At 68.0% G+C, this 24,977-nt stretch carries 29 protein-coding genes, 1 tRNA gene and 2 pseudogenes; 12 read left to right on the top strand and 20 right to left on the bottom strand.

The window, feature by feature from the left end; genetic code table 11:
• The first annotated feature begins 6 nt into the window (after positions 1–6).
• Positions 7–498 carry an NUDIX hydrolase gene (locus tag ACFQS9_RS05785; protein ID WP_378402448.1) on the top strand — a complete coding sequence of 164 codons (492 nt, stop codon included), beginning with the start codon at positions 7–9 and terminating at the stop codon, positions 496–498.
• Here the strand turns inward: ACFQS9_RS05785 and ACFQS9_RS05790 are convergent.
• From ACFQS9_RS05790 to ACFQS9_RS05840, 11 genes and pseudogenes are all read right to left on the bottom strand, one after another.
• Positions 470–853: a VOC family protein gene (locus ACFQS9_RS05790; protein ID WP_378402449.1), complete on the bottom strand. Its 384-nt coding sequence runs from the start codon at positions 851–853 to the stop codon at positions 470–472. The genes ACFQS9_RS05785 and ACFQS9_RS05790 overlap by 29 nt on opposite strands.
• A gap of 120 nt (positions 854–973) precedes the next feature.
• A pseudogene (locus tag ACFQS9_RS05795) lies at positions 974–1,249 on the bottom strand (ribonucleotide-diphosphate reductase subunit beta); the annotation flags it as partial.
• 139 nt (positions 1,250–1,388) lie between these two features.
• Entirely contained in the window at positions 1,389–1,904 is a 516-nt protein-coding gene (locus ACFQS9_RS05800) for a hypothetical protein (RefSeq protein WP_378402451.1), read from the bottom strand.
• A 19-nt stretch (positions 1,905–1,923) separates the two neighbouring features.
• Positions 1,924–2,493: a hypothetical protein gene (locus tag ACFQS9_RS05805; RefSeq protein WP_378402453.1), complete on the bottom strand. Its 570-nt coding sequence runs from the start codon at positions 2,491–2,493 to the stop codon at positions 1,924–1,926.
• On the bottom strand, positions 2,478–3,488 hold the full coding sequence (locus ACFQS9_RS05810; RefSeq protein WP_378402455.1) for an SMODS domain-containing nucleotidyltransferase: 1,011 nt from the start codon (positions 3,486–3,488) through the stop codon (positions 2,478–2,480). Before ACFQS9_RS05810 ends, ACFQS9_RS05805 begins: the two co-directional genes overlap by 16 nt.
• Before the next feature lie 82 nt (positions 3,489–3,570).
• A pseudogene (locus tag ACFQS9_RS05815) lies at positions 3,571–3,714 on the bottom strand (class 1b ribonucleoside-diphosphate reductase subunit beta); the annotation flags it as partial.
• 126 nt (positions 3,715–3,840) lie between these two features.
• On the bottom strand, positions 3,841–4,098 hold the full coding sequence (locus ACFQS9_RS05820; RefSeq protein ID WP_378402457.1) for a hypothetical protein: 258 nt from the start codon (positions 4,096–4,098) through the stop codon (positions 3,841–3,843).
• Positions 4,099–4,264: 166 nt separating this feature from the next.
• The gene (gene nrdF, locus ACFQS9_RS05825; protein WP_378403161.1) at positions 4,265–5,227 is read right to left on the bottom strand and encodes a class 1b ribonucleoside-diphosphate reductase subunit beta; all 963 of its coding nucleotides are present in this window, start codon (positions 5,225–5,227) and stop codon (positions 4,265–4,267) included.
• 46 nt (positions 5,228–5,273) lie between these two features.
• Positions 5,274–7,460 carry a class 1b ribonucleoside-diphosphate reductase subunit alpha gene (nrdE, locus tag ACFQS9_RS05830; RefSeq protein WP_378402459.1) on the bottom strand — a complete coding sequence of 729 codons (2,187 nt, stop codon included), beginning with the start codon at positions 7,458–7,460 and terminating at the stop codon, positions 5,274–5,276.
• Positions 7,418–7,876 (bottom strand): class Ib ribonucleoside-diphosphate reductase assembly flavoprotein NrdI, encoded by a 459-nt coding sequence (gene nrdI, locus ACFQS9_RS05835; RefSeq protein ID WP_378402461.1) that lies wholly within the window; start codon positions 7,874–7,876, stop codon positions 7,418–7,420. The genes nrdE and nrdI overlap by 43 nt, the downstream gene beginning before the upstream one ends.
• 23 nt (positions 7,877–7,899) lie before the next feature.
• Positions 7,900–8,133: a redoxin NrdH gene (locus ACFQS9_RS05840; protein WP_378402463.1), complete on the bottom strand. Its 234-nt coding sequence runs from the start codon at positions 8,131–8,133 to the stop codon at positions 7,900–7,902.
• Between the two features lie 329 nt (positions 8,134–8,462).
• Here ACFQS9_RS05840 and ACFQS9_RS05845 point away from each other — a divergent pair, with 329 nt between their 5' ends.
• Positions 8,463–9,284: a siderophore-interacting protein gene (locus ACFQS9_RS05845; protein ID WP_378402465.1), complete on the top strand. Its 822-nt coding sequence runs from the start codon at positions 8,463–8,465 to the stop codon at positions 9,282–9,284.
• Positions 9,285–9,337: 53 nt separating this feature from the next.
• Positions 9,338–9,625, top strand: coding sequence for a hypothetical protein (locus ACFQS9_RS05850; protein ID WP_378402467.1), 288 nt, complete (start codon positions 9,338–9,340; stop codon positions 9,623–9,625).
• An 81-nt stretch (positions 9,626–9,706) separates the two neighbouring features.
• Here the strand turns inward: ACFQS9_RS05850 and ACFQS9_RS05855 are convergent, their stop codons facing one another.
• Positions 9,707–10,270, bottom strand: coding sequence for an NAD(P)H-dependent oxidoreductase (locus ACFQS9_RS05855; RefSeq protein ID WP_378402469.1), 564 nt, complete (start codon positions 10,268–10,270; stop codon positions 9,707–9,709).
• Between the two features lie 120 nt (positions 10,271–10,390).
• Between ACFQS9_RS05855 and ACFQS9_RS05860 the strand changes: the two genes are divergently transcribed.
• Together ACFQS9_RS05860 and ACFQS9_RS05865 are read left to right on the top strand one after the other, a co-directional pair.
• Positions 10,391–10,981: a TetR/AcrR family transcriptional regulator gene (locus ACFQS9_RS05860; RefSeq protein WP_378403163.1), complete on the top strand. Its 591-nt coding sequence runs from the start codon at positions 10,391–10,393 to the stop codon at positions 10,979–10,981.
• A gap of 9 nt (positions 10,982–10,990) precedes the next feature.
• Positions 10,991–11,770 (top strand): META domain-containing protein, encoded by a 780-nt coding sequence (locus tag ACFQS9_RS05865; RefSeq protein ID WP_378402471.1) that lies wholly within the window; start codon positions 10,991–10,993, stop codon positions 11,768–11,770.
• An 11-nt stretch (positions 11,771–11,781) separates the two neighbouring features.
• On the opposite strand, the gene ACFQS9_RS05870 is transcribed toward ACFQS9_RS05865, so the two are convergent.
• Positions 11,782–12,336 (bottom strand): nucleosidase, encoded by a 555-nt coding sequence (locus tag ACFQS9_RS05870; RefSeq protein WP_378403164.1) that lies wholly within the window; start codon positions 12,334–12,336, stop codon positions 11,782–11,784.
• Between the two features lie 264 nt (positions 12,337–12,600).
• On the opposite strand from ACFQS9_RS05870, the gene nadE reads away from it, so the two are divergent.
• Positions 12,601–13,440: an ammonia-dependent NAD(+) synthetase gene (nadE, locus tag ACFQS9_RS05875; RefSeq protein WP_378402473.1), complete on the top strand. Its 840-nt coding sequence runs from the start codon at positions 12,601–12,603 to the stop codon at positions 13,438–13,440.
• A 4-nt stretch (positions 13,441–13,444) separates the two neighbouring features.
• Complete coding sequence (locus tag ACFQS9_RS05880) at positions 13,445–14,230, top strand: SDR family oxidoreductase (protein ID WP_378402475.1); 786 nt, start codon at positions 13,445–13,447, stop codon at positions 14,228–14,230.
• Positions 14,231–14,244: 14 nt separating this feature from the next.
• On the opposite strand, the gene ACFQS9_RS05885 is transcribed toward ACFQS9_RS05880, so the two are convergent.
• On the bottom strand, positions 14,245–14,499 hold the full coding sequence (locus ACFQS9_RS05885) for a MoaD/ThiS family protein (RefSeq protein ID WP_246044740.1): 255 nt from the start codon (positions 14,497–14,499) through the stop codon (positions 14,245–14,247).
• Positions 14,492–15,565 (bottom strand): GTP 3',8-cyclase MoaA, encoded by a 1,074-nt coding sequence (gene moaA / locus ACFQS9_RS05890; RefSeq protein WP_378402478.1) that lies wholly within the window; start codon positions 15,563–15,565, stop codon positions 14,492–14,494. The genes ACFQS9_RS05885 and moaA overlap by 8 nt, the downstream gene beginning before the upstream one ends.
• A 100-nt stretch (positions 15,566–15,665) precedes the next feature.
• On the opposite strand from moaA, the gene ACFQS9_RS05895 reads away from it, so the two are divergent.
• The 4 genes from ACFQS9_RS05895 (at position 15,666) to ACFQS9_RS05910 (ending at position 20,038) form a co-directional block, all read left to right on the top strand.
• Positions 15,666–16,850, top strand: a complete 1,185-nt coding sequence (locus ACFQS9_RS05895; RefSeq protein WP_378402480.1) for a molybdopterin molybdotransferase MoeA — start codon at positions 15,666–15,668, stop codon at positions 16,848–16,850.
• Positions 16,847–17,857 (top strand): bifunctional molybdenum cofactor biosynthesis protein MoaC/MoaB, encoded by a 1,011-nt coding sequence (gene moaCB / locus ACFQS9_RS05900; RefSeq protein ID WP_378403166.1) that lies wholly within the window; start codon positions 16,847–16,849, stop codon positions 17,855–17,857. The genes ACFQS9_RS05895 and moaCB overlap by 4 nt, the downstream gene beginning before the upstream one ends.
• Positions 17,850–18,263, top strand: a complete 414-nt coding sequence (locus ACFQS9_RS05905) for a molybdenum cofactor biosynthesis protein MoaE (protein ID WP_378402482.1) — start codon at positions 17,850–17,852, stop codon at positions 18,261–18,263. Before moaCB ends, ACFQS9_RS05905 begins: the two co-directional genes overlap by 8 nt.
• 263 nt (positions 18,264–18,526) lie before the next feature.
• Complete coding sequence (locus ACFQS9_RS05910; protein WP_378402484.1) at positions 18,527–20,038, top strand: DEAD/DEAH box helicase; 1,512 nt, start codon at positions 18,527–18,529, stop codon at positions 20,036–20,038.
• A gap of 3 nt (positions 20,039–20,041) precedes the next feature.
• Here ACFQS9_RS05910 and ACFQS9_RS05915 read toward each other — a convergent pair whose 3' ends face one another.
• Together ACFQS9_RS05915 and ACFQS9_RS05920 are read right to left on the bottom strand one after the other, a co-directional pair.
• Complete coding sequence (locus tag ACFQS9_RS05915; RefSeq protein ID WP_378402486.1) at positions 20,042–21,112, bottom strand: CobW family GTP-binding protein; 1,071 nt, start codon at positions 21,110–21,112, stop codon at positions 20,042–20,044.
• A 74-nt stretch (positions 21,113–21,186) separates the two neighbouring features.
• Entirely contained in the window at positions 21,187–22,332 is a 1,146-nt protein-coding gene (locus tag ACFQS9_RS05920; RefSeq protein ID WP_378402488.1) for an N-acetylmuramoyl-L-alanine amidase, read from the bottom strand.
• 188 nt (positions 22,333–22,520) lie between these two features.
• Here ACFQS9_RS05920 and ACFQS9_RS05925 point away from each other — a divergent pair, with 188 nt between their 5' ends.
• Positions 22,521–23,381, top strand: a complete 861-nt coding sequence (locus ACFQS9_RS05925) for an LLM class flavin-dependent oxidoreductase (RefSeq protein ID WP_378402490.1) — start codon at positions 22,521–22,523, stop codon at positions 23,379–23,381.
• Positions 23,382–23,451: 70 nt separating this feature from the next.
• On the opposite strand, the gene ACFQS9_RS05930 is transcribed toward ACFQS9_RS05925, so the two are convergent.
• From ACFQS9_RS05930 to ACFQS9_RS05940, 3 genes are all read right to left on the bottom strand, one after another.
• A tRNA-Ala gene (locus tag ACFQS9_RS05930) sits at positions 23,452–23,524 on the bottom strand.
• A gap of 156 nt (positions 23,525–23,680) precedes the next feature.
• Entirely contained in the window at positions 23,681–24,424 is a 744-nt protein-coding gene (locus ACFQS9_RS05935) for a DsbA family protein (protein ID WP_378402492.1), read from the bottom strand.
• Between the two features lie 36 nt (positions 24,425–24,460).
• Entirely contained in the window at positions 24,461–24,949 is a 489-nt protein-coding gene (locus ACFQS9_RS05940; protein ID WP_378402494.1) for a MauE/DoxX family redox-associated membrane protein, read from the bottom strand.
• Between the last annotated feature and the right edge of the window lie 28 nt (positions 24,950–24,977).

Here is a 24,977-nt window from a genome sequence, read left to right on the forward strand (position 1 = left end):
GCCCCCGTGCCGATCCCCCGGTTCGTCCGCGACCTCCGCGCTCACCTCGGACACGCCCCGCTGTGGCTGTCCGGCGTGAGCGCGGTCGTCGTCGACGGTGCGGGCCGGATCCTGTTGACACGCAGGGCCGACAACGGGAGGTGGGCGGTGGTCTCCGGCATCCTCGAACCCGGCGAGGAACCCGGCCCGGCCGCGGTGCGCGAGATCCTCGAGGAGACGGGCGTCGAGGCGGAGCTCGTACGCATCACCAGCGTCGACACCGCCGGTCCGATCACCTACCCGAACGGGGATGTCGCGAGCTATCTCGACGTCTGCTTCCTGGCACGGCACACCGCGGGCGAGGCCCGCGCGGCCGACGAGGAGAACCTCGCGGTCGCCTGGTTCGCGCCCGAGGCGCTGCCGGCGGACCTCACCGAGAGCTCGGCGCGGCGCATCGAGAAGGCGCTACGCGGGGTGCCCGAGGCGTGGTTCAGCCGGCGTTCTCCCACAGACCCATGATGTTGCCCTCGGTGTCCTTGAAATAGGCAGCGAACCCCATCTCGCCGACCGCCTGCTTCTCCCCGACCGTCGAGCCGCCCAGCTCGCTGATCCTGGCCAGGGCGACGTCGATGCTCTCCACGTCGATGGTGATCACCGGCCCCTGCGGGTACTCCGGGACGCGCTCGAACATGCCGCCGTTGATGTATCCGGGCTCGGTGGGCATGCCCTGCTCGCCCACCGGTCCGGTGCCCGCGATCGTGTAGCTCATCTCGGGCATCTCGGTGTTGTTCCACCCGAACGCCTGCTTGTAGAAGTCCCTCGCCCGGTCCCCGTCGTCGAACGGGACCTCGAAGTGCACCACTCGTCCGGTCATCGCCGCCTCCTCACCTGAAGTGAAATCCGACGATGTCGACGCTAGCCCGATCGTCGGAACGCGTGAAGGGCCCCGCACACGTGCGGGGGCCCTTCATCGGCGTGTCGGCCGGGAGACGACTCAGAAGTCCCAGTCCTCGTCCTCGGTGTTCACGGCCTTGCCGATCACGTAGGAGCTGCCGGACCCGGAGAAGAAGTCGTGGTTCTCGTCCGCGTTCGGGGACAGCGCCGACAGGATCGCCGGGTTCACGTCGGTCTCGTCCTTCGGGAACAGCCCCTCGTAGCCGAGGTTCATCAGCGCCTTGTTGGCGTTGTACCGCAGGAACTTCTTGACGTCCTCGGTGAGCCCGACCTCGTCGTAGAGGTCCTGGGTGTACTCGACCTCGTTGTCGTAGAGCCAGCATCTGCGGTCAGCTATGTACGAACCACTTCACAACCAGATGTCAGTGGTCATGTAATCCCCAGGTTGAGGGGTTCATCAGCCATGTAATTTCCATTGCCACGGACACAAGACTGCCCTGCCGTCGATTGCTCAGCTACGGGCAGCGCGGAGCGAAAGGAACGAGGCGTCGGATTCCAAATCGCCATCGAACTGCACGTTCGAATGCGGTGATGTGATCGTGGGGACTGCCTCCGGGGCCCCACCCGTTGAGGTTCATCTGGTTGCCAGAGGTGATCGGGGGGAGGGACCAGGCGTCCTGGGTTGCCGGACCGACTGCCGCGTCGATATCGGTGACCGTTTGTACATAGATCTTCCCCAGACGCGGGCTTTCGGTGCCGACCCAGATCCTGGATGCGGCGAGCTGTTCCTGGAGGTCACTGCCGAGCTTGGCGAGCGAGGTAAGTGTTTCGGCGTTATCTGACGTTCGGCGTCGGACGCGGTAGGGGTATTCGGCACGGGCGACGAGGGTGCGGGTGGCAAGGGCGTATCCCTCGCGCCGCTTTCCAGCAGACTCGCGCAGGCCGGCGATGCCGGCGGTGAGTAGTCCACCGAGCACGGAGGATCCGAGGGCTAGGGGGATAACTTGAACGAGATCGGAGAGGTCGGTCATTGCTACTTTCGTGGATTGGTTACGTGTGGGTGCGGTGGTGGTGCTCCCACATCCGGACCGCCCGGAGCAGCGGACGGCTGGTGATTGGGAACGTGTCCGTAGCCGAACCGTTCGATAGGTGGTTGGAGGTAGGTGCGCCGTGCGGGGCGTCCTCGGTAGCCCAGTGGCCCATTCGGCGCCAGTGTTCTTCCAGGAACAGGTGACGGTGGACCCGGTCGACATAGTTCTCGAGTCCGTCCTCGGGCACCCACTTCAGCGGTCGCGGGTCGGTTGGTAACCACAGGCACAGCTGCCCGCATATGTAGCCGAAGCCCACCCCGAGCGGCGAGGGATACCGGTGTTTCCATCGGCGCTCGGGACCGAGCGGAAACGTCAGGGGCTCGCCGTGCTCCCTGACGCTGATACGGGCTCGTTCTTCGTCGTAGCCGGCAGCATCCAGTTCTGGCGGCGGGAACAAGGTGAGATCGAGAACGTAACCGCCGATGCGCGGTGCCCAGGCGCGGTCGACGACGATCCCAGCATGCGTTCCCATCAGTCTGTCGATCGCACGCTGGGGATCCTCGAACAGTGCTGTCAGCGCGGTGCCCATGCCCGCCCCGGGCGAGTGGGTTGCCGGCCGCTCGTGGAGATCGAGGGCCTGCCGGTGCTGGTCCTGCTTCCGACGCTGTTCCACGCCGCTAGCACCGCCTCGGGCGACCGGTCGCCGGCCACGGGGAAGCTGTCACCGAACAGGCTGTGCCAGACGTCGATCGCGGCTTCGACATCGCCATCGACCTCGAGCCGGAGCGCTTCGGCCGCCCGGGCAGCGAAGTCGCTGAACAGCTTGGCGGCGACCTCCCGCTCAGTCTGCGTCCACTTCGCCGTGACATTGTCATCCCCGGCGGGTTCGATTACGCCACCTCGGACCGCGGTCTTCGCATGCTCTAGAGACTCGGCGATAGCGCGTTTGTCCGATGCCTTCACGTGGATCGCTGCGTACGCGAGCGATTCCACGACGATGCCCTTGACGAAACCGAGCTGCTCCTCGTGGTTCTTGATCAACGATTTGAGCTGGCGAACCTGGTGGACGAAGCGGCCACCGGTGGCCTGGTTACGCTCAGCAACCGCACGGATCTGACGACGGGTGTTGCTGGGCTCCCAATGCTGTTGATCGCGATCACCGATCAACACGTTCGCGCCGTCGAGATCGAAGGCGGGGACCAGGTCGATATCGAAGTCGATGTCGGGGAAGGTGACCCGCAAGGCCTTCCCCGACGGCTTGTCACCCTTGTCGAATTTCGCATTCGGCCAGGCATTCTCGACGGTTTGCCGGAACCAGCCCATTGCAGTCTCGGGACCCTTCGGGCCTTGGAGTTCTTTCCAATGAGCTTCCTCAAGGACGATGACGATGTCGACGTCCTTCAGCGGCGCAAGCATCGTCTTGCGGGCGAAGGACCCTTGCAGGAAGCTGGTCGCGACGAAGCCGGCGTCATCAAGGACCTCGCGGATCGCGTTGTGCCGGTTCTGAGCTTGCAGGCGTTGCTTAGGATCGAGATTGAGGTTGCGGTCGAGTTCGGCGAACGCGCCGTCGACGGTCTGGCCCATGAGGACCTTCCTTCGGAGTGACCGGTGGTAAAGCCACTCGGTCGAGTGGATGTGGAGGCGCCGCGGCGAACAGGAGGCTGCAGCCGGAGAAGAACTCGCGATTCTCGTCCGCGTTCGTCGCCGACAGGACCGCCGGATTGACGGCGGTCCCGTCCTTCGGGAACAGACCCTCGTAGCCGAGGTTCATCAGCGCCTTATTCGCGTTGTAGCGCAGGAACTTCTTGACGGGCCTCGGTCAAGCCCGACCTCGTCAGTCCCGTTCGCGGCACGAATGAAGCGCACAGACGCCCGCGCTTGAATGTGGCACCCCTCCCAATTGGGACGGTGCCACATTTGGTGGCGGATCCGAATGCTAGGCGGCAGTCTTCAGCCAGTCAGTCACCCTGGTTGACACCCTGGTCGAGGCCCAGGCGCCCGACATTTCCGCAACGATCAGCTTGTCGTTGCTGTCAAGCTTCCCGCGTAGCCGATCGCGGATCTGAGCTGGCGTCAGAGATGACGACACGATCCAGGTGGACTCAACTGGATGAGACCAGCGTCCGAGTGCCTTGATTGCTTCGGTGAGCGCCGTGTAGTTCCGACCGGGCGCGGACAGGTCGTAATTGATCATGTGCTTGGTAATGATGGCTTCCTTACCTAGTTGTGAGTTGCAGCAGGAGAGTTGCAACCGGAGGTGAGGATCCATACGCTTCAAGTCGTAACACCGGATTGCGTATGTGATCCTCGCTGGGGTGGGCATTGGCGTGCCCACCCCAGAGTCAATTCGACGGGCGGTTCTAGAAGTCCCAGTCCTCGTCCTCGGTGTTCACGGCCTTGCCGATCACGTAGGAGCTGCCGGACCCGGAGAAGAAGTCGTGGTTCTCGTCCGCGTTCGGGGACAGCGCCGACAGGATCGCCGGGTTCACGTCGGTCTCGTCCTTCGGGAACAGCCCCTCGTAGCCGAGGTTCATCAGCGCCTTGTTGGCGTTGTACCGGAGGAACTTCTTGACGTCCTCGGTGAGCCCGACCTCGTCGTAGAGGTCCTGGGTGTACTCGACCTCGTTGTCGTAGAGCTCGAAGAGCAGCTCGAACGTGTAGTCCTTGAGGTCCTCGCGCTCGGCCTGGGTGAGCTGCTCGAGGCCCTTCTGGTACTTGTAGCCGATGTAGTACCCGTGCACGGCCTCATCGCGGATGATCAGCCGGATCAGGTCGGCGGTGTTGGTGAGCTTGGCCCGCGAGGACCAGTACATCGGCAGGTAGAAGCCCGAGTAGAACAGGAACGACTCGAGCAGAGTCGAGGCGACCTTGCGCTTGAGCGGATCGTCGCCACGGTAGTAGTCCATGACGATCTGCGCCTTGCGCTGCAGGTTCGGGTTCTCCTCGGACCAGCGGAAGGCGTCGTCGATGTCGCGGGTCGAGCACAGCGTCGAGAAGATCGAGCTGTAGCTCTTCGCGTGCACCGACTCCATGAACGCGATGTTGGTGTACACCGCCTCCTCGTGCGGGGTGATCGCATCCGGGATCAGGCTGACGGCACCGACGGTGCCCTGGATCGTGTCCAGCAATGTCAGGCCGGTGAAGACCCGCATGGTCAGCTGCTTCTCGTTCGCGGTCAGGGTGTTCCACGACGGGATGTCGTTGGACACCGGGACCTTCTCCGGCAGCCAGAAGTTACCGGTGAGGCGGTCCCACACCTCGGCGTCCTTCTCGTCCGGGACGCGGTTCCAGTTGATCGCCGACACCCGGTCGATCAGCTTGATCTTCTCGCTCACGATTGCCTCACTCCATTCGAGCCGTACGCCACACTCACAGCATGCACGAGACGCAACCCTCGACCTCGGTGCCCTCGAGGGCCATCTGACGCAGCCGGATGTAGTACAGCGTCTTGATGCCCTTGCGCCACGCATAGATCTGCGCCTTGTTGATGTCGCGGGTGGTGGCGGTGTCCTTGAAGAACAGCGTCAGCGACAGGCCCTGGTCCACGTGCTGGGTGGCCGCGGCGTAGGTGTCGATGATCTTCTCGTACCCGATCTCGTAGGCATCCTGGTAGTACTCCAGGTTGTCGTTGGTCAGGTAGGGCGCCGGGTAGTAGACGCGACCGATCTTGCCTTCCTTGCGGATCTCGATCTTCGACGCCACCGGGTGGATGGAGCTGGTGGAGTTGTTGATGTACGAGATCGACCCGGTCGGCGGGACGGCCTGCAGGTTCTGGTTGTAGATGCCGTGCTGCTGCACGGACGCCTTCAGTTCGCGCCAGTCGTCCTGGGTGGGGATGTGCACGCCTGCGTCGGCGAACAGCTGCCGCACCCGCTCGGTCTCCGGCTCCCAGACCCGATCGGTGTACTTGTCGAAGTACTCACCGGAGGCGTACTTGGACTCCGGGAAGCCCGCGAAGTACGTGCCGCGCTCCTTGGCGATCTCGTTCGAGGCCCGAATCGCGTGGAACACCACCGTGTAGAAGTAGATGTTCGTGAAGTCGATGCCCTCGTCGGAGCCGTAGTGGATCCGCTCGCGCGCCAGGTACCCGTGCAGGTTCATCTGCCCGAGACCGATGGCATGTCCCTCGTCGTTCGCCTTCTTGATCGACGGGACGGAGTCGATGGAGGTCTGATCGGCGACGGCGGTCAGCGCACGGATGGAGACCTCGATCGTCTGCGCGAAGTCCGGCGAGTCCATCGTCTTGGCGATGTTCAGCGATCCGAGGTTGCAGGAGATGTCCTTGCCGGTCTTGCTGTAGGACAGGTCGTCGTTGAACTCCGACGGCGTGGAGACCTGCAGGATCTCCGAGCACAGGTTCGAGTGGGTGACCTTGCCCGCGATCGGGTTGGCCCGGTTCACCGTGTCCTCGTACATGATGTACGGGTAGCCGGACTCGAACTGCAGCTCGGCGACGGTCTGGAAGAACTCGCGCGCCTTGATCTTCGACTTGCGGATCCGCTTGTCGTCGACCATCTCGTAGTACTTCTCGGTGACGTTGATGTCCGCGAACGGCTTCCCGTAGATGCGTTCGACGTCGTACGGCGAGAAGAGGTACATGTCCTCGTTCTTCTTCGCCAGCTCGAAGGTGATGTCCGGGATGACCACGCCGAGCGAGAGGGTCTTGATGCGGATCTTCTCGTCCGCGTTCTCACGCTTGGTGTCGAGGAAGCGGTAGATGTCCGGGTGGTGCGCGTGCAGGTACACCGCGCCCGCGCCCTGACGCGCGCCGAGCTGGTTCGCGTACGAGAACGAGTCCTCGAGCAGCTTCATGATCGGGATGACGCCCGAGCTCTGGTTCTCGATCTTCTTGATCGGGGCGCCGTGCTCGCGAACGTTGCTGAGCAGCAACGCGACTCCGCCGCCGCGCTTGGAGAGCTGCAGGGCGGAGTTGATGGAGCGACCGATCGACTCCATGTTGTCCTCGATGCGGAGCAGGAAGCAGGACACGGGCTCGCCGCGCTGCTTCTTGCCCGAGTTGAGGAAGGTCGGGGTGGCCGGCTGGAACCGGCCGGCGATGATCTCGTCGACCAGCTTGGTGGCCAGCTCCTCGTCGCCCGCGGCCAGGGTCAGGGCGACCATGCAGACACGGTCCTCGAAGCGCTCCAGGTACCGCTTACCGTCGAACGTCTTGAGCGTGTACGAGGTGTAGTACTTGAACGCGCCGAGGAAGGTGGGGAACCGGAACTTCTTCGAGTACGCGTGGTCGATCAGCGACTTGACGAAGTTGCGGGTGTACTGGTCGAGAACCTCACGCTCGTAGTAGTTCTCCTTGACCAGGTAGTCCAGCTTCTCGTCCTGGTTGTGGAAGAAGACGGTGTTCTGGTTGACGTGCTGGAGGAAGTACTGGTTCGCGGCCTCGCGGTCCTTATCGAACTGGATCTCGCCGTTCGGGCCGTAGAGGTTGAGCATCGCGTTCAGCGCGTGGTAGTCGAGCTCCCCCGCGGAGGCGTCGGGTCGTGCCACAGCCCGCTCTACACTCCCAGCCGGGGCTGTGTCTGTGATTGTCGGTGCCACTGTTCACTCTCCATGAATTGTTCGAGCCCGTCGCGGACGGCGACTACGTCGTCGGCGGTTCCCATGAGTTCGAATCGGTACAGGTACGGCACCTGGCACTTCTGCGAAATCACGTTTCCGGCATAGCAATACGACTCGCCGAAGTTCGTATTGCCCGCAGCGATCACCCCCCGGATGAGGGAGCGATTGTGCTTGTTGTTGAGGAATCTGATGACCTGCTTGGGCACGTAGCTCGTGTCGCGTCCGGTCACCGTCGTCCCACCGCCATAGGTGGGCAGGATCAGGACGTACGGTTCGTCGACCTCGAACGTGCCGTCGCGGTCGTGGAGCGGGATGCGCGTCGCCGGGAGGCCCAGCTTCTCAACGAAGCGGTGTGTGTTCTCCGACGCGCTGGAGAAGTAGACCAGCGAGGTCACTGCCGATCATCTCCGTACGATCTTCAAGCAGCGGCCGTGGTGAGCGACTTGATCCGGTCCGGGCGGAATCCCGACCAGTGATCGTCGCCGGCAACCACGACGGGTGCCTGCAGGTAACCCAGGGCCATCACGTAATCGCGGGCCTCCGAGTCCTCGGTGATGTCGATGACGGAGTACTCGATACCGGCCTTGTCGAGCGCCCGGTAGGTCGCATTGCACTGAACGCACGCCGGCTTGGTGTAGACGGTGATGCTCATGTAAGTCCCTCTTTCTTTGGCTTACGGAACTGATGGTCAGTGACGCGGAAGATCATGTGGATCTCACCTACTGGACAGCGCTCCGGCCTATGTTTCTCGACCGTTCCGGCTATGCCCTCTCGGTGTTCTAGACACTACACCTAGTGGCCGACATATCCATAGAACGCGAGATGTTGTGAACCACAACCATGGAATTCCCAGGTCGTAAGGCATCCACCCCCGCCACGAACAGACCCCCTCGGCGTGTCGCAGGTCACATTTTCGCCGTGCCGCGCGCGGCGCTTCCCCGATATGCATGGGGTGGCCCCCGCCCGGCCTAGGGTGAGGCGGTGCCGACCGCCGACGATCCCCAGTTCCACGCCGCGGTGGTGTCGACCACCCACCTGTCCCCCAGCCTGCGCCGGATCCGATTCGCGCTCGCGGAACCCGCCGCGTTCGCCTCGAGCGGCGACCCCGACGAGCGACTGCTCATCGAGTTCGGCGACGGCCACCGGCGCAGCTACACCGTGCGCCGCTGGGATGCGGGCGCAGGCAGGCTCGACATCGACTTCGCGGTGCACGCGGGCGGAGCGGCGGCCGAGTGGGCACGCGCGGCCGAGCCGGGGATGCCGGTGCGGCTGTCCCACCCGAAGGGCTGGTACCGGCCGCCGGCGGACGCGCGCTGGCAACTGCTGCTCGCCGACCTGAGCGCCCTCCCCGCCGCCGCGCGGATCGTCGAGCGCCTGCCTGCAGGTGTCGAGACCCGCCTGGTCGCCGAACTCCCGGAGCCGGCCGACGAGCAGGACTGGGACACCGCGGCCGAGTTGACGGTGACCTGGCTGCACGGCACCGGTAACGGCCACACCCCGAGCGCACTGCCCCGGTGGCTGCGGGAGCACCGGCTCCCCGAGGGCCCCGGCTACATCTGGTCCGCGGGCGAGACCGGGGCCTCGAGGCAGATCCGCAGGCACGTCCGCCGCGACCTGGGCTGGGCGACGGAACGATTCGACATCATGGGCTACTGGCAGGCCGACAAGGAACGCTGGCTCGCCCGGTACGCGGAGGTCGAGCCGCAGATCGAGGCCCTCACCATGAACGAGCTGTCGGCGGGCCGCAGCATCGACGAGGTGCGCGACGCCGTCGACGACGCCCTCGAGCAGGCCGGGCTGTAGTAGCCCTGCCAGGGAACCGTCGATGAGGGCCGGATCCCGGTTAGGCTGCCGCTGTGAGCATTTCACTGTGCGTACTGCTGTGGGCCCGGCCGGGCGAAGAGGAAGGCCTCGTCAGGTACGAGGATCGGGTCCTGGAGCTCGTCACCGAGCACGGCGGCCGGGTGCTGCAGCGGGCCCGCACCGACGGCACCGGGGATGAGCCGCTCGAGATCCAGATGTTCACGTTCGAATCCCAGTCGGCGCTGGACGGATACATGCAGGACGAGCGCCGGCTCGCGCTCGCCGACGAACGCGACCGGGTTGTCGCACGCACCGAGTTGATGCGGGTCACGCTCGACTGACCACCCGACGCGCTGCCCACACACGAACCCGGGCCCGGGCGGTGCGTGATGCACCGCCCGGGCCCGAATGGGAAAGCTGGGTCAGGCGTCGACGAGCACCTTGGTCGCGTTGACCAGATCGGCGACGACCTTGGCGAGCTGCGCCGAGACCTCGGCGTTCTCGCTGGCGTGGCGATCACCGAACTTCTCGAAGGCACCGCCGATGACGAGCGCGGCGTCCTCGACGACCTTGCCACCGGCGACACCGACGGCCTTGGTGGTGTCGTCGTGGGCCCACTTCGCACCGTTGGGGCTCGGGGAGGCGCTGATCACGGCGACCGGCTTGCCAGAGACGGCGCCGGAACCGTAGGGGCGGGAGATCCAGTCGATGGCGTTCTTGAGGACGGCGGGGATGGTCCCGTTGTACTCGGGCGTCACCAGCAGGAGGGCGTCGGCCGCACCGGCGGCCGCGCGCAGCGCCTCGACGCTGTCGATGGTGCCCGCGACGTCGATGTCCTCGTTGTAGAAGGGCACCTCGGCGAGGCCCTCGTACACGGTGACGTTCGCACCCTCGGGCGCGACGGTGACGGCGGCCTCGGCGAGCTGGCGGTTGACGGAGGCGGCGCGCAGGCTGCCGACCAGGACGAGAACGTTGGCGTGGGACATGAGACTTCCTTCGATGATCCGGGGGCGCTTGCCGATCTAGGTATATCAGCTAACCGGACCGCGGTCCACTTATATTCCCGGGAGGGTACGATCGCCTCCGTGCAGACCACCCCGATCCCGATGGCCGGACAGCCCGAGGCTGAACGCTGCGACGCCGTGCGCAACCGGGCATTGCTGCTGGACGCCGCCGCCGCGCTGGTCGCCGAGCGGGGCGCGGACGCGGTGACGATGGACGCGGTCGCCGCGAAGGCCGGTGTGGGCAAGGGCACAGTGTTCCGACGGTTCGGCAGTCGATCGGGGCTGATGCAGGCCCTCCTCGACCACACCGAGCAGGAACTGCAGCAGGCGTTCATGTACGGACCGCCACCCCTGGGTCCGGGGGCCGACCCCATCGACCGGCTCGTCGCCTTCGGACGTGCCCGCATCGCGCTGGTGGGCCTCAGCGGCGACACCCTCCGCGCGGTGGAGGACTCCCCCGAGCTCCGATTCGGCAGCGCCCCACGCCAGGTCAGCCTCACCCACGTGATGATGCTGCTGCGCGCCGCGGGTACCCGGGGCGACATCCCACTGCTCGCCCACAGCCTGCTCGCTCCCGTCGAGGCATCGCTGGTCATGCACCAGATCCGCACCCTGCACATGCCGATCGAGCGGATCGCCGACGCCTGGGAGGATCTGGCCCGGCGGGTCACGGAAACCCCAGCGGGGCACTAGGCTCCGGGCATGCGCCTTCGCCGTCTGGCCGGATTCGCCCTGCTCGCCGCCGCGTTCCTCACCGCCTGTAGCGCGGAGAGCGCGTCGACGCCGAGCGGTGCGGATCTCCAGGGACGCACGTTCATCTCCACCGAGGTCGAGGGCACCCCGATCCCCGGCGGCGGGCCGCTCACCGTCGAGTTCGCGCAGCCGGACCGGATCTCCATGACCGCCGGCTGCAACCGTGGCAACAGCACCGTCGACCTGTCCGACGGCAAGATGGTCACCGGGCCGATAGCGACCACCATGATGGCCTGCGTCGGCGACACCGCCGGCGCCGACGAGTGGATGACCTCGCTGTTCGAGGCGGGCCCGGCCTGGACCCTGACCGGCGAGACCCTCACCCTGACCACCGGCGACACCGCGGTCACCCTCGTGGACAAGAAGGTCGCCACCCCGGACCGCCCGATCACCGGGACCACCTGGGTCGTCGACCAGCTGATCGGCCCGACCGCGGTCACCACGTCGGTCGCCCTCGAGACCGCCGCCCCGAACCTGCTGATCGGCGAGGACGGATCGGTCACCGGCTCCGCCGGGTGCAACCGGATCACCGGCACCGCCCAGGTGGCGGGCGACAAGGTCACCTTCGGCCCGCTGGCCACCACCCGGATGGCCTGCGAGCCCGAGGTCGCCGAGGTCGAACGGGCGGTGCTGAACGTGCTGAACGGCGAGACCACCTTCACCGTCGACGCCGACCGGGCCCGCGTGATGCAGGCGGACGGCGACGGACTGGGCCTGCGCGCCCGATAACGACTGCGGCGCTACAGGTTCTCGATCAACCAGGTGCCGAGGATCCGGGCACTCGCGTCCACCTGCGCCGGCCAGTCCATGGCCGACTCGTCGGCGCGATCGCTGACGTGCTTGACGATTCGGCACCCGACACCCATCCGCGCACAGGATGCAGCGACCGCGAAGCCCTCCATGTCGACGAGGTCCGCCCGGGTCGCGAGCGCGTCCCGCACCGCGACGTCGGAGATGAACACATCGCCGGTGGCGAGCACGGAGCCGTCTCCGTCCTCGAGTGCGATCCGATCCGTCACCGGGTGCCCGAGCGAGCGCAACACGTCGGCGCTGATGTCGTGATTGAGCACCGCGGACGGCGCGAAGAGCCCGGCATGGTGCTCGTGCAGCGCGCCCGCGGTACCGATGTTGACCACCGACGGACGCTCCTCGGGGCGGAATCGCGCGAGCGCCTCCGTGACCGCCACGGCCGCGGCGACCTTTCCGATGCCGGTGACGACCACCTCGAATTCGTCGGGCACGTACGCGGCCTCCCCCGCGGTGGCGGACACGACGAGGAACCTGGGTGTGGTCACGTTGGGCACGCGTGGCACTGTATCGCCCGCCGGATCGCCCGGTGACCGGTGCCCGCGCGCACCCGCGCGCGCACCGCCCACCGTCGCTAGTGCCTCGTGCTCGAAGTCAATTGATGGTTGCCGGGGATCCACGTGGATGCATCGCAAGGCGGAGGAGTCCCAGGTAGCGGGGTTCTACCTGGGACTCCGACAACGCAGCGAGGCGCCGCGTGGGCCCCGGCAACCGCGAGAAGACTTCGGGCGCGGGGCACTAGAGTGACGCGCATGGCGAATCTCCGTGCGGAAATCCTGCAAGAACTCGGCGCGAAACCGACGATCGACGCCGAGGGCGAGGTGCGGGCGCGCATCGACTTCCTCAAGGGCTACCTGCGCTCCACTCCCGCCAAGGGATTCGTCCTCGGGATCAGCGGCGGCCAGGACAGCACCCTGGCGGGCCGGCTGGCCCAACTGGCGACCGCCGAACTGCGGGAAGAAGGCCACGACGCCGAATTCGTCGCGGTCCGACTGCCGTACGGCGTGCAGGCCGACGAGCACGACGCCCAGATCTCGCTCGAGTTCATCAAGCCGGACCGCTCGGTGACCGTGAACATCAAGCCGAGCACGGACGCCGCGGCCGCCGAGAGCGCCGGGGGTCTCGCCGAGATCATCGGGCACGACGGTGAGCTGCGGGACTTCGTGCGCGGCAACATCAAGGCCCGCGAGCGGATGGTGATCCAGTACGCCATCGCCGGACAGCTCGGCCACCTGGTGATCGGCACCGACCATGCCGCGGAGGCGATCACCGGCTTCTTCACCAAGTACGGCGACGGTGGCGTCGACCTCACGCCGCTGACCGGTCTGAGCAAGCGACAGGGCGCCGCGCTGTTGCAGCATCTCGGTGCCCCCGCCAGCACCTGGGCCAAGGTCCCGACCGCCGATCTCGAGGACCACCGGCCCGCGCTGCCCGACGAGGAGGCACTCGGCCTGCGCTACAGCGAGATCGACGACTATCTCGAGGGCAAGGACGTGACCGCGGCGGTGGCCGAGAAGCTCGAGTCGATGTACCTGGGCACCCGGCACAAGCGCGCGGTGCCCGTGTCACCGCTCGACGACTGGTGGAGGTGACGCGATGAGCACCGTCCTGGTCGCGGGCGGCACCGGCACCGCAGGCGCGGCGGCGGTCGCCGAACTCCGCGCGCGCGGGCATCGGGTGCTGACCCTGAGCAGGCACTCCCCCGACGGTCCCGCCCCCGACCACGTCACCGCGGACCTGCTCACCGGCGAGGGCCTGGCCGCGGCGCTCGACGGCGTCGACGCGGTGATCTCCGCGGTGAACGGCCAGACCCGACGGACCAGGCCGGTGTTCACCACGGGCGCCCGAAACCTCGTGCGCGCGGCCGAGGCGGCGGGTGTGCGGCGAGCGGTGCTGCTGTCGATCGTCGGCGTCGACCGGGTGCGGTTCTCCTACTACGACGCACTGACCGAGCAGGAGGGCATCTACTCCGCATCCGGCCTGGACGTGCGGATCGTGCGCTCCACCCAGTTCCACCAGCTGCTGCGGTCCATCTTCGCCACGACCGCGCGGTTGGGGGTGATCCCGGCGGTTCGCGGCGCCCGCTTCCAGCCGATCGCCACGGCGGACCTGGCCCGCGCCCTTGCGGACGCCGCGCTGATCGAGTCCACCACCGCCGACGGCCGGATCGAGGTCGGCGGCCCGGAGGTCCGGACGATGCGTGAGCTGGCCGAGTCCTGGAAGCGCGCCACCGGCAGCCGGGCTCTGGTGCTCCCGGTTCCGGTGCCCGGTGCACCCGGCCGTTTCCTGCGCGCGGGGCTGAACCTGACGACGGAAAACCGCTACGGCGCTGTCACATTCGACGAGTGGCTGGCCACCGAGGCACCTTCGACGAGTGAATGACCGCCGAGGGCTGATCAGCCGCCGGCGAACGGGGGCAGCACGTCGACCCGCGACGCGGCCACGAGGCCGAGGTCGCGGGTCAACTCGTCGTCCTGCAGGAATGCGGCGACCGTCAGCACCCGCTCCATCTTGGGACCGTGCCGTTCGACGAGCACGGACCTCAGCGCCCCGAGGTCGGCCCCCGCACCGATCCGCACGGATTCCTCGGTGCACCCGGCCGCTTCCGCTGCCGCCGCGAAGTAGCGCACCAGAATCGCCTGTTCAGCCACCGATCGCCCCCATGCTGCGTTGCGGCGGTTCGAAACCCGCCGCGTTGATCCCGTGGCCCGCCCACTTGTTCCACATCGCGCCCCGCCACAACTGTGCGAGGTCCTCGTCGCTCGCGCCCGAGCGCAGCCCGGCGCGAAGGTCGATCTCGTCGTCGCTGAACAGGCAGGACCGGACGGTCCCCTCCGCGGTGAGCCTGGTCCGGTCGCAGTCGCCGCAGAAGTTCCTGGTGACCGAGGCGATGATGCCGACCGTGGCCGGGCCGCCGTCCACCAGCCATTCCTCCGCGGGGGCGGAGGGATCATCCGGGCGTCCCGCCTCGGTCAGCTCGAAGCGCTCGCCCAGTACCTCCAGCAGCTGGGTCGCGGCGATCATCGAGTCGCGGGCCCACGCGTGATCGGCGTCGAGCGGCATCTCCTCGATGAACCGGAGGTGACAGCCCTCCGAGAGACACCACTCCAGCAGATCGGCTGCGCCGCCGAGGGTCTCCGGCATCAGCACGGCGTTGATCTTCATCGGGGCGAGGCCGGCCGCGGCCGCGGCGCGGATGCCCGCCAGCACCGAGGGCAGGCGGTCGCGACGGGTGAGCTCGGCGAAGTGCGCGCGGTCGATCGAGTCGAGGGACACGTTCACCCGGGTCAGGCCTGCGGCGGCCAGCGCCTCGGCACGGTGTTCGAGGCCGACCGCATTGGTGGTCATCGACAGCGGGATCCCCGGGACCGCTGCGGCGCAGCCGGCGATCATCTCCTCGAGGTCGGGGCGCATCAGCGGCTCCCCGCCGGTGAACCGGACCTCCCGGACACCGAGCTCCTCGACGGCGATCCGAACCAGCCGGACGATCTCCGCCGCGGTCAGCAATCGCTCACGCGGGATCGCGGGCAGGCCCTCGGCGGGCATGCAGTAGGTGCAGCGCAGCGAGCACTTCTCGGTGATCGACACGCGCAGGTCCCTGGCCACCCGGCCGAACCGGTCGACCAACTCGGGGACGTCGGGACGATCGGCGATCGACGGGTGGCTGTTGCGGACGCGCGGCATTCCCATCTGGACCGCTCTGACGGTCGCAGTCATCGCGTCATCAGCTCTGCCACCCCACCAGTATGCGGCCAACACGGGTTGCTCGTCGCGCCGAGCGCCTGCCTAGGATTGTCCCCATGTCGCAGGAAACGCCATGACCAGCAGATCTGTCGAGGAGCACTCCACCGAGGTGCAGCGCCTCCTCGCGCCGCTGCTGGCGCCGATCGTCGAGGACGTCGCCGTCACCGAGGCACTCGGACGGGTGCTGGGCGCCGACGTCCGCTCCCCCCTGGACCTCCCCCTCTTCCGCAACTCCCAGATGGACGGGTTCGCGGTCGCCGCTGCCTCCCTGGCGGCAGTGCCGGTGACCCTGCCTGTGACCGGGACCATCGCGGCGGGTCCCGCCGAGCCGGCCCCGCTCGCCCCCGGGAGCGCGGTCCGGATCATGACCGGGGCCGTGATCCCGGCGGGCGCGGATGCCATCGTCCCGGTCGAGGACACCGACTCCACCGAGGACACCGTCACGATCCGGGTGCCACGCCGCGCAGGCGAGTACGTCCGGGAGGCGGGCACCGACGTCCGCGCTGGCGATCTGCTGCTGGCGGCGGGCACCGCGCTCGGTGCCCGGCACCTGTCGCTGTTCGCGGCGGTCGGCCTCGCCACCGTCCCGGTCCTGCGCCGCCCGCGGGCGGCGGTGATCGCGACCGGGGCCGAACTGGTCCGTGCAGGCGAGCCGCTGCGACCCGGACAGATCTACGAATCGAACTCCGTGGCCCTGGCCGCGAGCCTGACAGCGAACGGCGCGGACGTGGTGTTCGTCGAACGCAGCGACGACGACCTCGCCGTGTTCGGTGAGATCCTGGGCCGCGCAACCGCTTCCGCGGACCTCGTGGTCACCTCCGGAGGGGTGTCGATGGGCGATTTCGAGGTGGTGCGCGAGGTGCTCACCCCGCTGGGCGGCTGGTTCGGGCACACCACCATGCAGCCCGGCGGGCCACAGGGCCTGGCCGAGATCGATGGCGTCCCGGTGCTGAACTTTCCGGGGAACCCGGTGAGCACGATGGTCTCCTTCGAGGTGTTCGTGCGGCCGCTGCTGCGCCGGGCCGCGGGCCTGCCCCCCGTCCCCCAGGAGGAACTCGCGCTCGCCGAGCCGATCACCTCGATTCCGGGCAAGCGCCAATTCCTGCGCGGCAGGCGGGTCGACGGGGGCGTCGCCCTCGAGTCCGGACCGGGTTCACACCTGGTCGGGGCGCTGGCCCGCGCGGACGTCCTGATCGACATCCCCGAGAATGTGACGACAATGAAGGCGGGAGACAACGTGCGGGTGTGGCCACTGTGAATGACAAACCGACGACGAACGAGCTGACTCATCTCGACGGCGAGGGCCGCGCGCGCATGGTCGATGTCAGCGCGAAGGCCACCACCACCCGGATCGCGGTGGCGGGCGGGGAACTGCAGACCACCGCCGAGGTGATCGCCCTGGTCCGCGCCGACGGCATGCCCAAGGCAGACGTACTGTCGACCGCCCGGATCGCGGGCATCGCGGGTGCCAAACGCACCTCCGAGCTCATCCCGCTGTGCCATCAGCTCTCGCTGTCCTCGGTGAAGATCGAGTTCGGGTTCACCGAGACCACCATCACCGTCGAGGCCACCGCCAAGACCACCGGCCAGACCGGCGTCGAGATGGAGGCGCTGACCGCGGTCGCCGTGGCCGGGCTGACGCTGCACGACATGGTCAAGGCCGTCGATCCCGCAGCCACCATGAACGGTGTGCGGTTGCTGACCAAGGAGGGCGGCAAGCACGGGCACTGGGTTCGCCCCGATGCCGAAAACACCACCGAGGCCGAGGTCGAAACCCCCACGGCCGGACCTCGATCCGCCGTCGTCCTCGTCGCCTCCACCGGGGGTGCACGCGGCACCAGGGAGGACACCACCGGGCCCGTCATCGCGGAATGGTTGACCGCCCAGGGACTCTCGGTGCGCGGTCCCCTGGTGTACGCCGACGCCGACATCGCCGCCGGGCTGGCCGACGCGCTCACCGGTGCGCCCGCGCTCGTGGTGACCACCGGCGGAACGGGCACGTCCCCCACCGACCAGACCCCGGAGGCCACCCGCGCCGTACTCGACCGGGAGCTGCCCGGACTCGCGGAGGCGATGCGCCGCAAGGGGGCCGAGAAGACCCCGTATGCCTCGCTCAGCCGGGGACTGGCCGGGTTGTCCGGCCGCACCGTGCTGGTCAACCTGCCGGGCTCACCCGGCGGTGTCCGCGACGGCATGTCGGTACTCGAACCGATCCTGGAACACCTGCTGGCGCAGGTCTCCGGTGGAGGGATGCACGATGCGTGAGCTTCTCGCTTTGATCTCGACCGACCCCATCGACCAGGCCGCGGTCGACGCGGCGGTCGCGGGCCCCGAGCACGGTGCGGTCGTGCTGTTCAGCGGCGTGGTGCGCAACCACGATGGCGGACAGTCGGTCTCGGCCCTGGAGTACCAGGCGCACCCGGACGCCCAGCGCTTCCTGCGCGAGTGCTGCGAGCAGGTGTCCGCCGAGACCGGGCTCCCGGTCGCGGCCGTGCACAGGGTGGGCCCCCTGGTCGTCGGGGATCTGGCGCTGGTCGCCGCGGTCGCGGCGCCGCACCGCGCGGAGGCCTTCGCGGCGTGCTCCACACTGGTCGAACGCATCAAGGCCGAGGTGCCGATCTGGAAGCGGCAACACTTCGCGGACGGCGTCACAGAATGGGTTGGGCTGTAGAGGTGTGACGCAGCCGACGGTCGGAGTGGTCCGATCGTCGGCTATCCTTGGTGACACCTGGCGCGGCTGTATGCGCGCCAAACGTCGTGGAACGCTTCCTCAACGAACTCGTTGATCGGTGCACCCCAGCACGAGCTCTTCTTACGGCGATCGATTTTGCCCACCGGCAATCTCGCCATCTTGTGCTGACAGACGTGTGGATCCTCTCGATTCCCCCGTGCGTCGAACAGTGCAACCCGATGCCTGAAAGGCACTCGACCCACATGACGAAATCCTTTGCTGACCTCGGCGTGCGCGAACCCCTCGTGAGGGCGCTCGCCGACGGCGGCATCACCTCCCCCTTCCCGATCCAGGTCGACACCCTGCCGGACACCCTGGCCGGCCGAGACGTGCTCGGACGAGGCAAGACCGGCAGCGGCAAGACCCTCGCCTTCTCCATCCCGATGGTCGCCCGCCTGGCCGGCGACCTGGCGGGCGGCAAGCGTCGCCCGGGCCGCCCGCTCGGGCTCGTCCTTGCCCCGACCCGCGAGCTCGCCACCCAGATCACCGCGACGCTCGAGCCCCTCGCCAACGCCTACGACCTGCGCGTCACCACCATCTTCGGTGGCGTCTCGCAGCACCGTCAGGTGCAGGCCCTCAAGGCGGGCGTCGATATCGTCGTGGCGTGCCCCGGTCGCCTCGAGGACCTGATGAAGCAGAAGTTCGTCTCCCTCGACGCCGTGGAGATCACCGTCCTCGACGAGGCCGACCACATGGCGGACCTGGGCTTCCTGCCCGTCGTGACGCGGATCCTCGCGGCCACCCCGACGCAGGGACAGCGGCTGCTGTTCTCCGCGACCCTCGACAACGGCGTGGACAAGCTGGTCAAGCGCTTCCTGCACAACGAGGTGCTGCACTCGGTGGACGAGGCCAACTCGCCCGTCGCCGCGATGACGCACCACGTGTTCGACGTGCACGGCGTCGAGGCCAAGAAGGAGCTCGTGCACAAGCTGGCGTCCGGCACCGGCCGCCGGATCCTGTTCATGCGCACCAAGCACCAGGCCCGCAAGCTGGCCCGCCAGCTCACCGAGGCCGGCATCCCCTCGGTGGACCTGCACGGCAACCTGTCGCAGGCCGCGCGCGACCGCAACCTGGCCGCGTTCTCGGCGGGCGAGGCCCGCGTCCTGGTCGCGACCGACGTCGCGGCGCGCGGCGTGCACGTCGACGACGTGGAGCTGGTCGTGCACGTGGACCCGCCCGCCGAGCACAAGGCATACCTGCACCGCTCCGGCCGCACCGCACGCGCGGGCAGCGCCGGCGACGTCGTGACGGTGGTGCTGCCCGAGCAGCGCAAGGACCTCGCCATCCTCATGCGCAAGGCCGCCATCAAGGTGACCCCGCAGCAGGTGACCGCGGATTCCGATCCGGTCAACGCGCTGGTCGGCGAGATCGCGCCGCACGTGATCCCCGCACCCAAGCCGGCCACCCAGCCGCAGGGCCAGGGCGGCGGACGCCGGGGCGGTGCCGGTGGTGGTGGTCAGCGTCGTGGCGGTGCACAGGGCGGCGCTCGTAGCGGCGGTGGCCAGGGCGGCGGACGCGGCCGCGGACAGTCCGGTTCCGGAGCGGGCCGTGGCGGCGAGGGTGCCGCCGCCGGCGGTGGTCGCGGATCGGGTGGCCGCGGACGCGGTCAGGGTTCCGCGCAGCCCAAGGTGATGTACAGCAGCGAGACGCCGGGGTCCGGGGGCTCGCAGGGCGGCGGCAGCAATCAGCGTCGCCGTCGCGCCACGCGTCCCTAGGTTCTAGCTCTCCACCACGTAGCGGTGCACGCCTGTCATGGCCGCCGCGGCGGTGCCGCGCAATGACGCGGCACCGCTTTCGTGTACCCGGACACAATCGCTGATGCGCCGGCGCAGCACGTCCGCGTCGATGCCGGAACCGATCAGCACCAGCTCGGTGACGCGGGCCGCTCCCCTGCCCCACGGTCCCGTCTCGAACCGGATGTGCCTGCCCACGGTCTGCAGCGTGTACCGCTGGGTGTATCCCGGAATGCCGAAGTACACAAAGCCTTTGACGCGATACAGGCCGGGCGGCGGATCCTCGAGGAGCTGGGTCAGGGCCCGCGGGTCCATCGGCTGCGCACTGGTGAACGTCACGGCCTCGTAGCGGTCGTGCAGATGATCGTGCTCGGAGCAGTCGTGGCCGGTGCAGTCGTGGTCGTGCGGGTCGGCGAGCAGTTCGTCGAGGCTGAGCTGACGGGGGCCGTCGTCGACCCGGGTCACCTCGTCGAAGAGCAGCCGCGGGTCGATGCGGCCGTGCGCCGTGGGCAGCACCGGCGACCGGCCGCCCAGGTCCTCGATGCGGGCCAGCACCGATCGCAGGTCGGGTTCGGAGATCCGGTCGGTCTTGTTGAGCACCAACAGGTCCGCCATCCGCACGTGCAGGTCCAACTCGGGGTTGGCCGCCCTGGTGTCCTCGAACTCGACGGCATCGACGAGCACCACCAGCCCGCCGTAGACGATGTGCGGATTCTCGCTGCCGAGCACCAGCCGGACCATGTTCCTCGGCTCCGCCAGCCCGCTGGCCTCGACGACGATCACGTCGATCTGCGAGCGGGGGTGGGCGAGCCGGTCGAGCATCGAGTCCATCTCGCTCACGTCCACCGCGCAGCACAGGCAGCCGTTGCTCAGCGAGACCATCGAATCCACCTGGCCCGCCACCATCATCGAGTCGATGTTGACGGCGCCGAAGTCGTTGACGATGACACCGATCCGCACGCCGCGGTTGTTGCGCAACAGGTGGTTGAGCAGGGTGGTCTTTCCTGCACCGAGGAATCCCGCTACCAGGACCACCGGTATCACTCGTTTTGCCACCGCACGACCTCCCGACTCGACCGGCCATCATCTCAAGTCGGTCGAATCGGGCTGGACTGCGGCCCCGTCGGGGCTCAGCCCTGGGCGCCCTGCGCGGTCAGCGCCTCGAGCAGCCCGCTCAGCAGCTTCGAGACCAGCCCCAGGTTCTCGTCGGTGGCCAGCCCGGTGAAGCCGCCGAGGCCCAGCTGTTCGAGCAGCGGCTGCAACATCACGAGCACCTCGCTGAGCCCGGAGTCCGCCGGGGCCGCCTTCTCCGGGGTCGTCGTGCTGGGCCGTGCGGGCTTCGTCGTGGTCGTAGCGGGCGGCGTGGTCGGCTCGACCGCCGTGGTGGTCGTCGCCGGCGCAGCAGGCGTGGTGGTGCTCGCGGGCGCAGCAGGCGTGGTGGTGCTCGTGGTGGTGCTGGCTCCCGTGGCCGGCGTCGAAGCGACGGTCCCGCCGTCCATCAGGAAGTTGACGGCCCCGGTGGTGATCGCGATCGCATGTTTGAGCCGGCCGTCGATGGTGTCGAGGACCGCCGAGTCCTCGGGGTTCGACCCGTTGCCCATCTCGACGAACACCAGCGGGACGGTTGTCAGCGCGGGACCTGCCACATCACCGCGGGTCTGCAGCCCCTCGACGACCCCCGCGTAGTTGGCGGGAGTGAAGCCGTTCTTGACGTAGACGTCGCGCATCTGTCGCGAGGCCTGCAGGCCCGCACCCGACTGGACCTTGTCGACGGCGGGGTCGGGTACCGGCAGCTCGGGAACGATCATGTGGAACCCGCGCTTGGTCGCGTCCGCCTCCGCCGTGGTGGAGTCGGCGTGAATGCTGATGGCCAGGTCCGCGCCCGAGTCGTTGGCCGCGCGGGCGCGCTCGTCCACGCAGCCGCCCCAGCCGGAATCGTCCTGGCGGCTGAGCACGACCTTCGCGCCCAGGGTCTCCAGGCTCGTCTTCACCAGCTGCGAGACGTCCCAGTTGATCGTGTGCTCGGCGACGCCGCCGCGGCTGGTCATGCCGGTGGTCTGGCAGTCCTTCTTGCCCCCGCGGCCGTCGTCGACCTGCCTGGAGAGGTTCTCGGTGTGGGCCGTGCCCTGGTGCCCGGGGTCGAGGAAGACCGTCTTCCCGGTCAACGGGGTCTCGGCGGCGGCCTCGGCGACCGGTTCCGCCAGCGCGCCCGCGGGCAGCGTGATCGTGGTCAGGGCGGCGACCGCCAGCACGGCCATCAGGGAGGTCTTGTGCATCTGGCGATGGGCGTCCGCAGACGCCGCTCTCCTTCCGAGACAAATACAACTCAAGTCACACAGGTCACATTCGCACCACAGTGAACCAGAGCCCCTCGGGTCCCGACCAGAACCCTCGACCAAACGTTGAGGATTCGTTACCCGGGAACATCCGGGATCGTGTCGGTGGCCTGGACGACACTGGAGCCATGCGGTGCTCGATCAACATCCCGAACCTTGGGGATTTCGCGGACCCGCGCGTTGTCGGGGAATCGGCGCGGCTGGCCGAGAACGCGGGCCGGGACGGACTGTTCGTCTGGGACCAGATGATCGGCTACAACCGCGATCTGGTCGGCGATTTCGCCGCCTCCAACATCCTGCTCACCGCGGCCGCACTGGCCACCCAGCGGATCCGATTGGGCACCGCGGTGACCCCGATCCCGCGCCGCCGGCCACGCCAGCTCGCCCGCGAGATCGCCACACTCGACCGGCTCTCCGGTGGGCGCATGATCCTCGGTGTCGGCCTCGGTAACCCGATCGACAACGAGTACGGCCGATTCGGTGAACCCACTGACCCCAAGGTGCTGGCCGACATGCTCGACGAAGGTCTGCACGTGATCACCCGTTTGTGGAGTGGTGAACCGGTCACCTTCCACGGCCGCCACGTCACCGTCGACGACGTGATCATGCGACCCACCCCTCTTCAACGCCCGCGGGTGCCGATCTGGGTCGGCGGTGACTGGCCCCACACGCCACCCGCCCGCCGCGCCGCCCGGTGGGACGGCGCGATCCTCACCACCGGCTCGTGGGACCGGCCACCCACCCCCGAAGTCGTCGCCGACATGCACGCCTACATCCATACCCACCGCAGCGCCGCCGGACTGGCCGATCAACCGTTCGAGCTCGCGGTCGGCGGATCCAGCCCCGGCGGCGCGGCCGCAACCGACATCGTCGGCCCGCTCGCCGACGCCGGCGCCACCTGGTGGGACGAACGGTTTCCCTTCGAGCAGCTCAGCGAGTTCGACGCGGTTCGCGCCCGCATCGAGCAAGGACCTCCGCTGCTGGGCTGAACCGATGTACACGACAACGAGGAAGCCCCTCACCCGCATTCTCTGCGCGGTGAGGGGCTTCCTCGTGAAGTGGAGCTAAGGGGACTCGAACCCCTGACCCCCACACTGCCAGTGTGGTGCGCTACCAGCTGCGCCATAGCCCCGTATTCAGTTCTCTCTGCGCACTCAGTGCTTGCTCCTGCGTGCTGGAAGAAAGTTACACCATTGCCACTACGGCCAACAAATTGCCTGGTCAAAGCCATCCGGACCGAGCGCGGCGGGCACCGACATCACCGGCGCCCGCCGCCTCGAAGCCGGTCTCAGTTCAGTTCGGCGACCCAGTTCGGATTGCCGAGGGCATCGATGATGCTGCCGTTCACGATCACCGTGGGCGTCCCGGCCGCGCCGCTGGCCGCCAGGGCCTCGCGACCCTTCTGTGCCGCCGCGGCTGCCTCGTTCACCTTGGCGCCGTCCGAGATGCACGCCACCGCGGCGTCGTTTGCGCCCGAGTCCGTGGCGATCTGGGCGAGTTCGGCGTTGGAGTGATCCGAGGACCCGTTCTCCGCCGGCTGGTTCTCGGGCGAGAACAGCGCCGCGTGGAACTTGGAGTACGCGATCGCGTCGCCGCTCTCCGCCACGCACATCGACGCGGCCACCGCGCGGGTCGAGTAGTCACCGCTGGCCGAGAGCCGGTTGAGGAAGTCGAGGATGTGGTACTGCACCGCGACCTTGCCCTCGTCGATCTTCTGCGCGACCTCCTGGCCGTTCTTGTTCTCCAACTCGCCGCAGTACGGGCACATCGGATCCTCGAAGATGTCGATCGTGGTGGTCGCCCCCGGCTGGCCGATCCGCACGATCCCGTCCTCCACCACTGCCACCTGCACGGCCGAGTTCGACACGGCCCCATAGCCCTCGTTGCGCGGCTTGCTGCGGTTGTTCTGCCAGATGACCCCGCCGATCACCACGGCCGCGATCACCAGTACCGCCAAACCACCGAGGATGTACGTCGACCGACTCGACGTCGGCTGCAGGGAGGTGACGGGCTTGCCGTTCTTCGCATTCACAGATGCAGTCCTTCGCTCCGAGATTCAAATGTGGCTTTACTCTGCCATCCCATGCTGAGCTGGCACTGAGAGTGCGGGCCGCGACGCGGGCCCGAGCGCAAACGGGCTGCGCGGGAACACCGTCAGCCACACGGCCAGGGCGAGGAACCCGACGTCGCGGGCGATCTCGCGGGCATAGTCCCAGCCGTCGACATCCGCGGCCCCGCCGCCGCCGAAGCAGCCACAGTCGATCGAGAGCCCGCGGGCCCACACCGAGACGATCACCCCGATCAGCACCACCAACAGCACCGCCGACGCGATCGCCGCGAGCCGGACCCCCAGCCCGATCAGCAGCAGCAGGCCGAGCGCGATCTCGAGGAACGGCAGCGCGTTCGCGACCGGCCGGACCAGCGATTCCGGGAGCAACTGATAGGCGCGCACGGCGATCACCGTCCCCGCCGGATCGGCTGCCTTGAGTACCCCGGAGATCAGCCAGACGGCGGCGAGACCGAGCCGGGCGAGCAGGCTGACGATACGAATCCACACCCGGACCACGGTACCGACCGGCGTAGAT

The organism is Rhodococcus daqingensis, assembly GCF_042665615.1.
In the GTDB taxonomy this organism is placed as follows: domain Bacteria; phylum Actinomycetota; class Actinomycetes; order Mycobacteriales; family Mycobacteriaceae; genus Rhodococcus_G; species Rhodococcus_G daqingensis.

What these genes read in the sequence shown, in the direction of transcription:
- ACFQS9_RS05920 (WP_378402488.1), bottom strand. Translation starts at nt 22,332, where the DNA reads ATGCACAAGACCTCCCTGATGGCCGTGCTGGCGGTCGCCGCCCTGACC.
- nadE (WP_378402473.1), top strand. Translation starts at nt 12,601, where the DNA reads ATGGCGAATCTCCGTGCGGAAATCCTGCAAGAACTCGGCGCGAAACCG.
- ACFQS9_RS05810 (WP_378402455.1), bottom strand. Translation starts at nt 3,488, where the DNA reads ATGGGCCAGACCGTCGACGGCGCGTTCGCCGAACTCGACCGCAACCTC.
- ACFQS9_RS05800 (WP_378402451.1), bottom strand. Translation starts at nt 1,904, where the DNA reads ATGACCGACCTCTCCGATCTCGTTCAAGTTATCCCCCTAGCCCTCGGA.
- ACFQS9_RS05805 (WP_378402453.1), bottom strand. Translation starts at nt 2,493, where the DNA reads ATGGGCACCGCGCTGACAGCACTGTTCGAGGATCCCCAGCGTGCGATC.
- ACFQS9_RS05790 (WP_378402449.1), bottom strand. Translation starts at nt 853, where the DNA reads ATGACCGGACGAGTGGTGCACTTCGAGGTCCCGTTCGACGACGGGGAC.
- ACFQS9_RS05880 (WP_378402475.1), top strand. Translation starts at nt 13,445, where the DNA reads ATGAGCACCGTCCTGGTCGCGGGCGGCACCGGCACCGCAGGCGCGGCG.
- ACFQS9_RS05860 (WP_378403163.1), top strand. Translation starts at nt 10,391, where the DNA reads ATGGCCGGACAGCCCGAGGCTGAACGCTGCGACGCCGTGCGCAACCGG.
- ACFQS9_RS05895 (WP_378402480.1), top strand. Translation starts at nt 15,666, where the DNA reads ATGACCAGCAGATCTGTCGAGGAGCACTCCACCGAGGTGCAGCGCCTC.
- ACFQS9_RS05925 (WP_378402490.1), top strand. Translation starts at nt 22,521, where the DNA reads ATGCGGTGCTCGATCAACATCCCGAACCTTGGGGATTTCGCGGACCCG.
- ACFQS9_RS05840 (WP_378402463.1), bottom strand. Translation starts at nt 8,133, where the DNA reads ATGAGCATCACCGTCTACACCAAGCCGGCGTGCGTTCAGTGCAATGCG.
- ACFQS9_RS05820 (WP_378402457.1), bottom strand. Translation starts at nt 4,098, where the DNA reads ATGATCAATTACGACCTGTCCGCGCCCGGTCGGAACTACACGGCGCTC.
- moaA (WP_378402478.1), bottom strand. Translation starts at nt 15,565, where the DNA reads ATGACTGCGACCGTCAGAGCGGTCCAGATGGGAATGCCGCGCGTCCGC.
- ACFQS9_RS05905 (WP_378402482.1), top strand. Translation starts at nt 17,850, where the DNA reads ATGCGTGAGCTTCTCGCTTTGATCTCGACCGACCCCATCGACCAGGCC.
- ACFQS9_RS05865 (WP_378402471.1), top strand. Translation starts at nt 10,991, where the DNA reads ATGCGCCTTCGCCGTCTGGCCGGATTCGCCCTGCTCGCCGCCGCGTTC.
- ACFQS9_RS05855 (WP_378402469.1), bottom strand. Translation starts at nt 10,270, where the DNA reads ATGTCCCACGCCAACGTTCTCGTCCTGGTCGGCAGCCTGCGCGCCGCC.
- ACFQS9_RS05910 (WP_378402484.1), top strand. Translation starts at nt 18,527, where the DNA reads ATGACGAAATCCTTTGCTGACCTCGGCGTGCGCGAACCCCTCGTGAGG.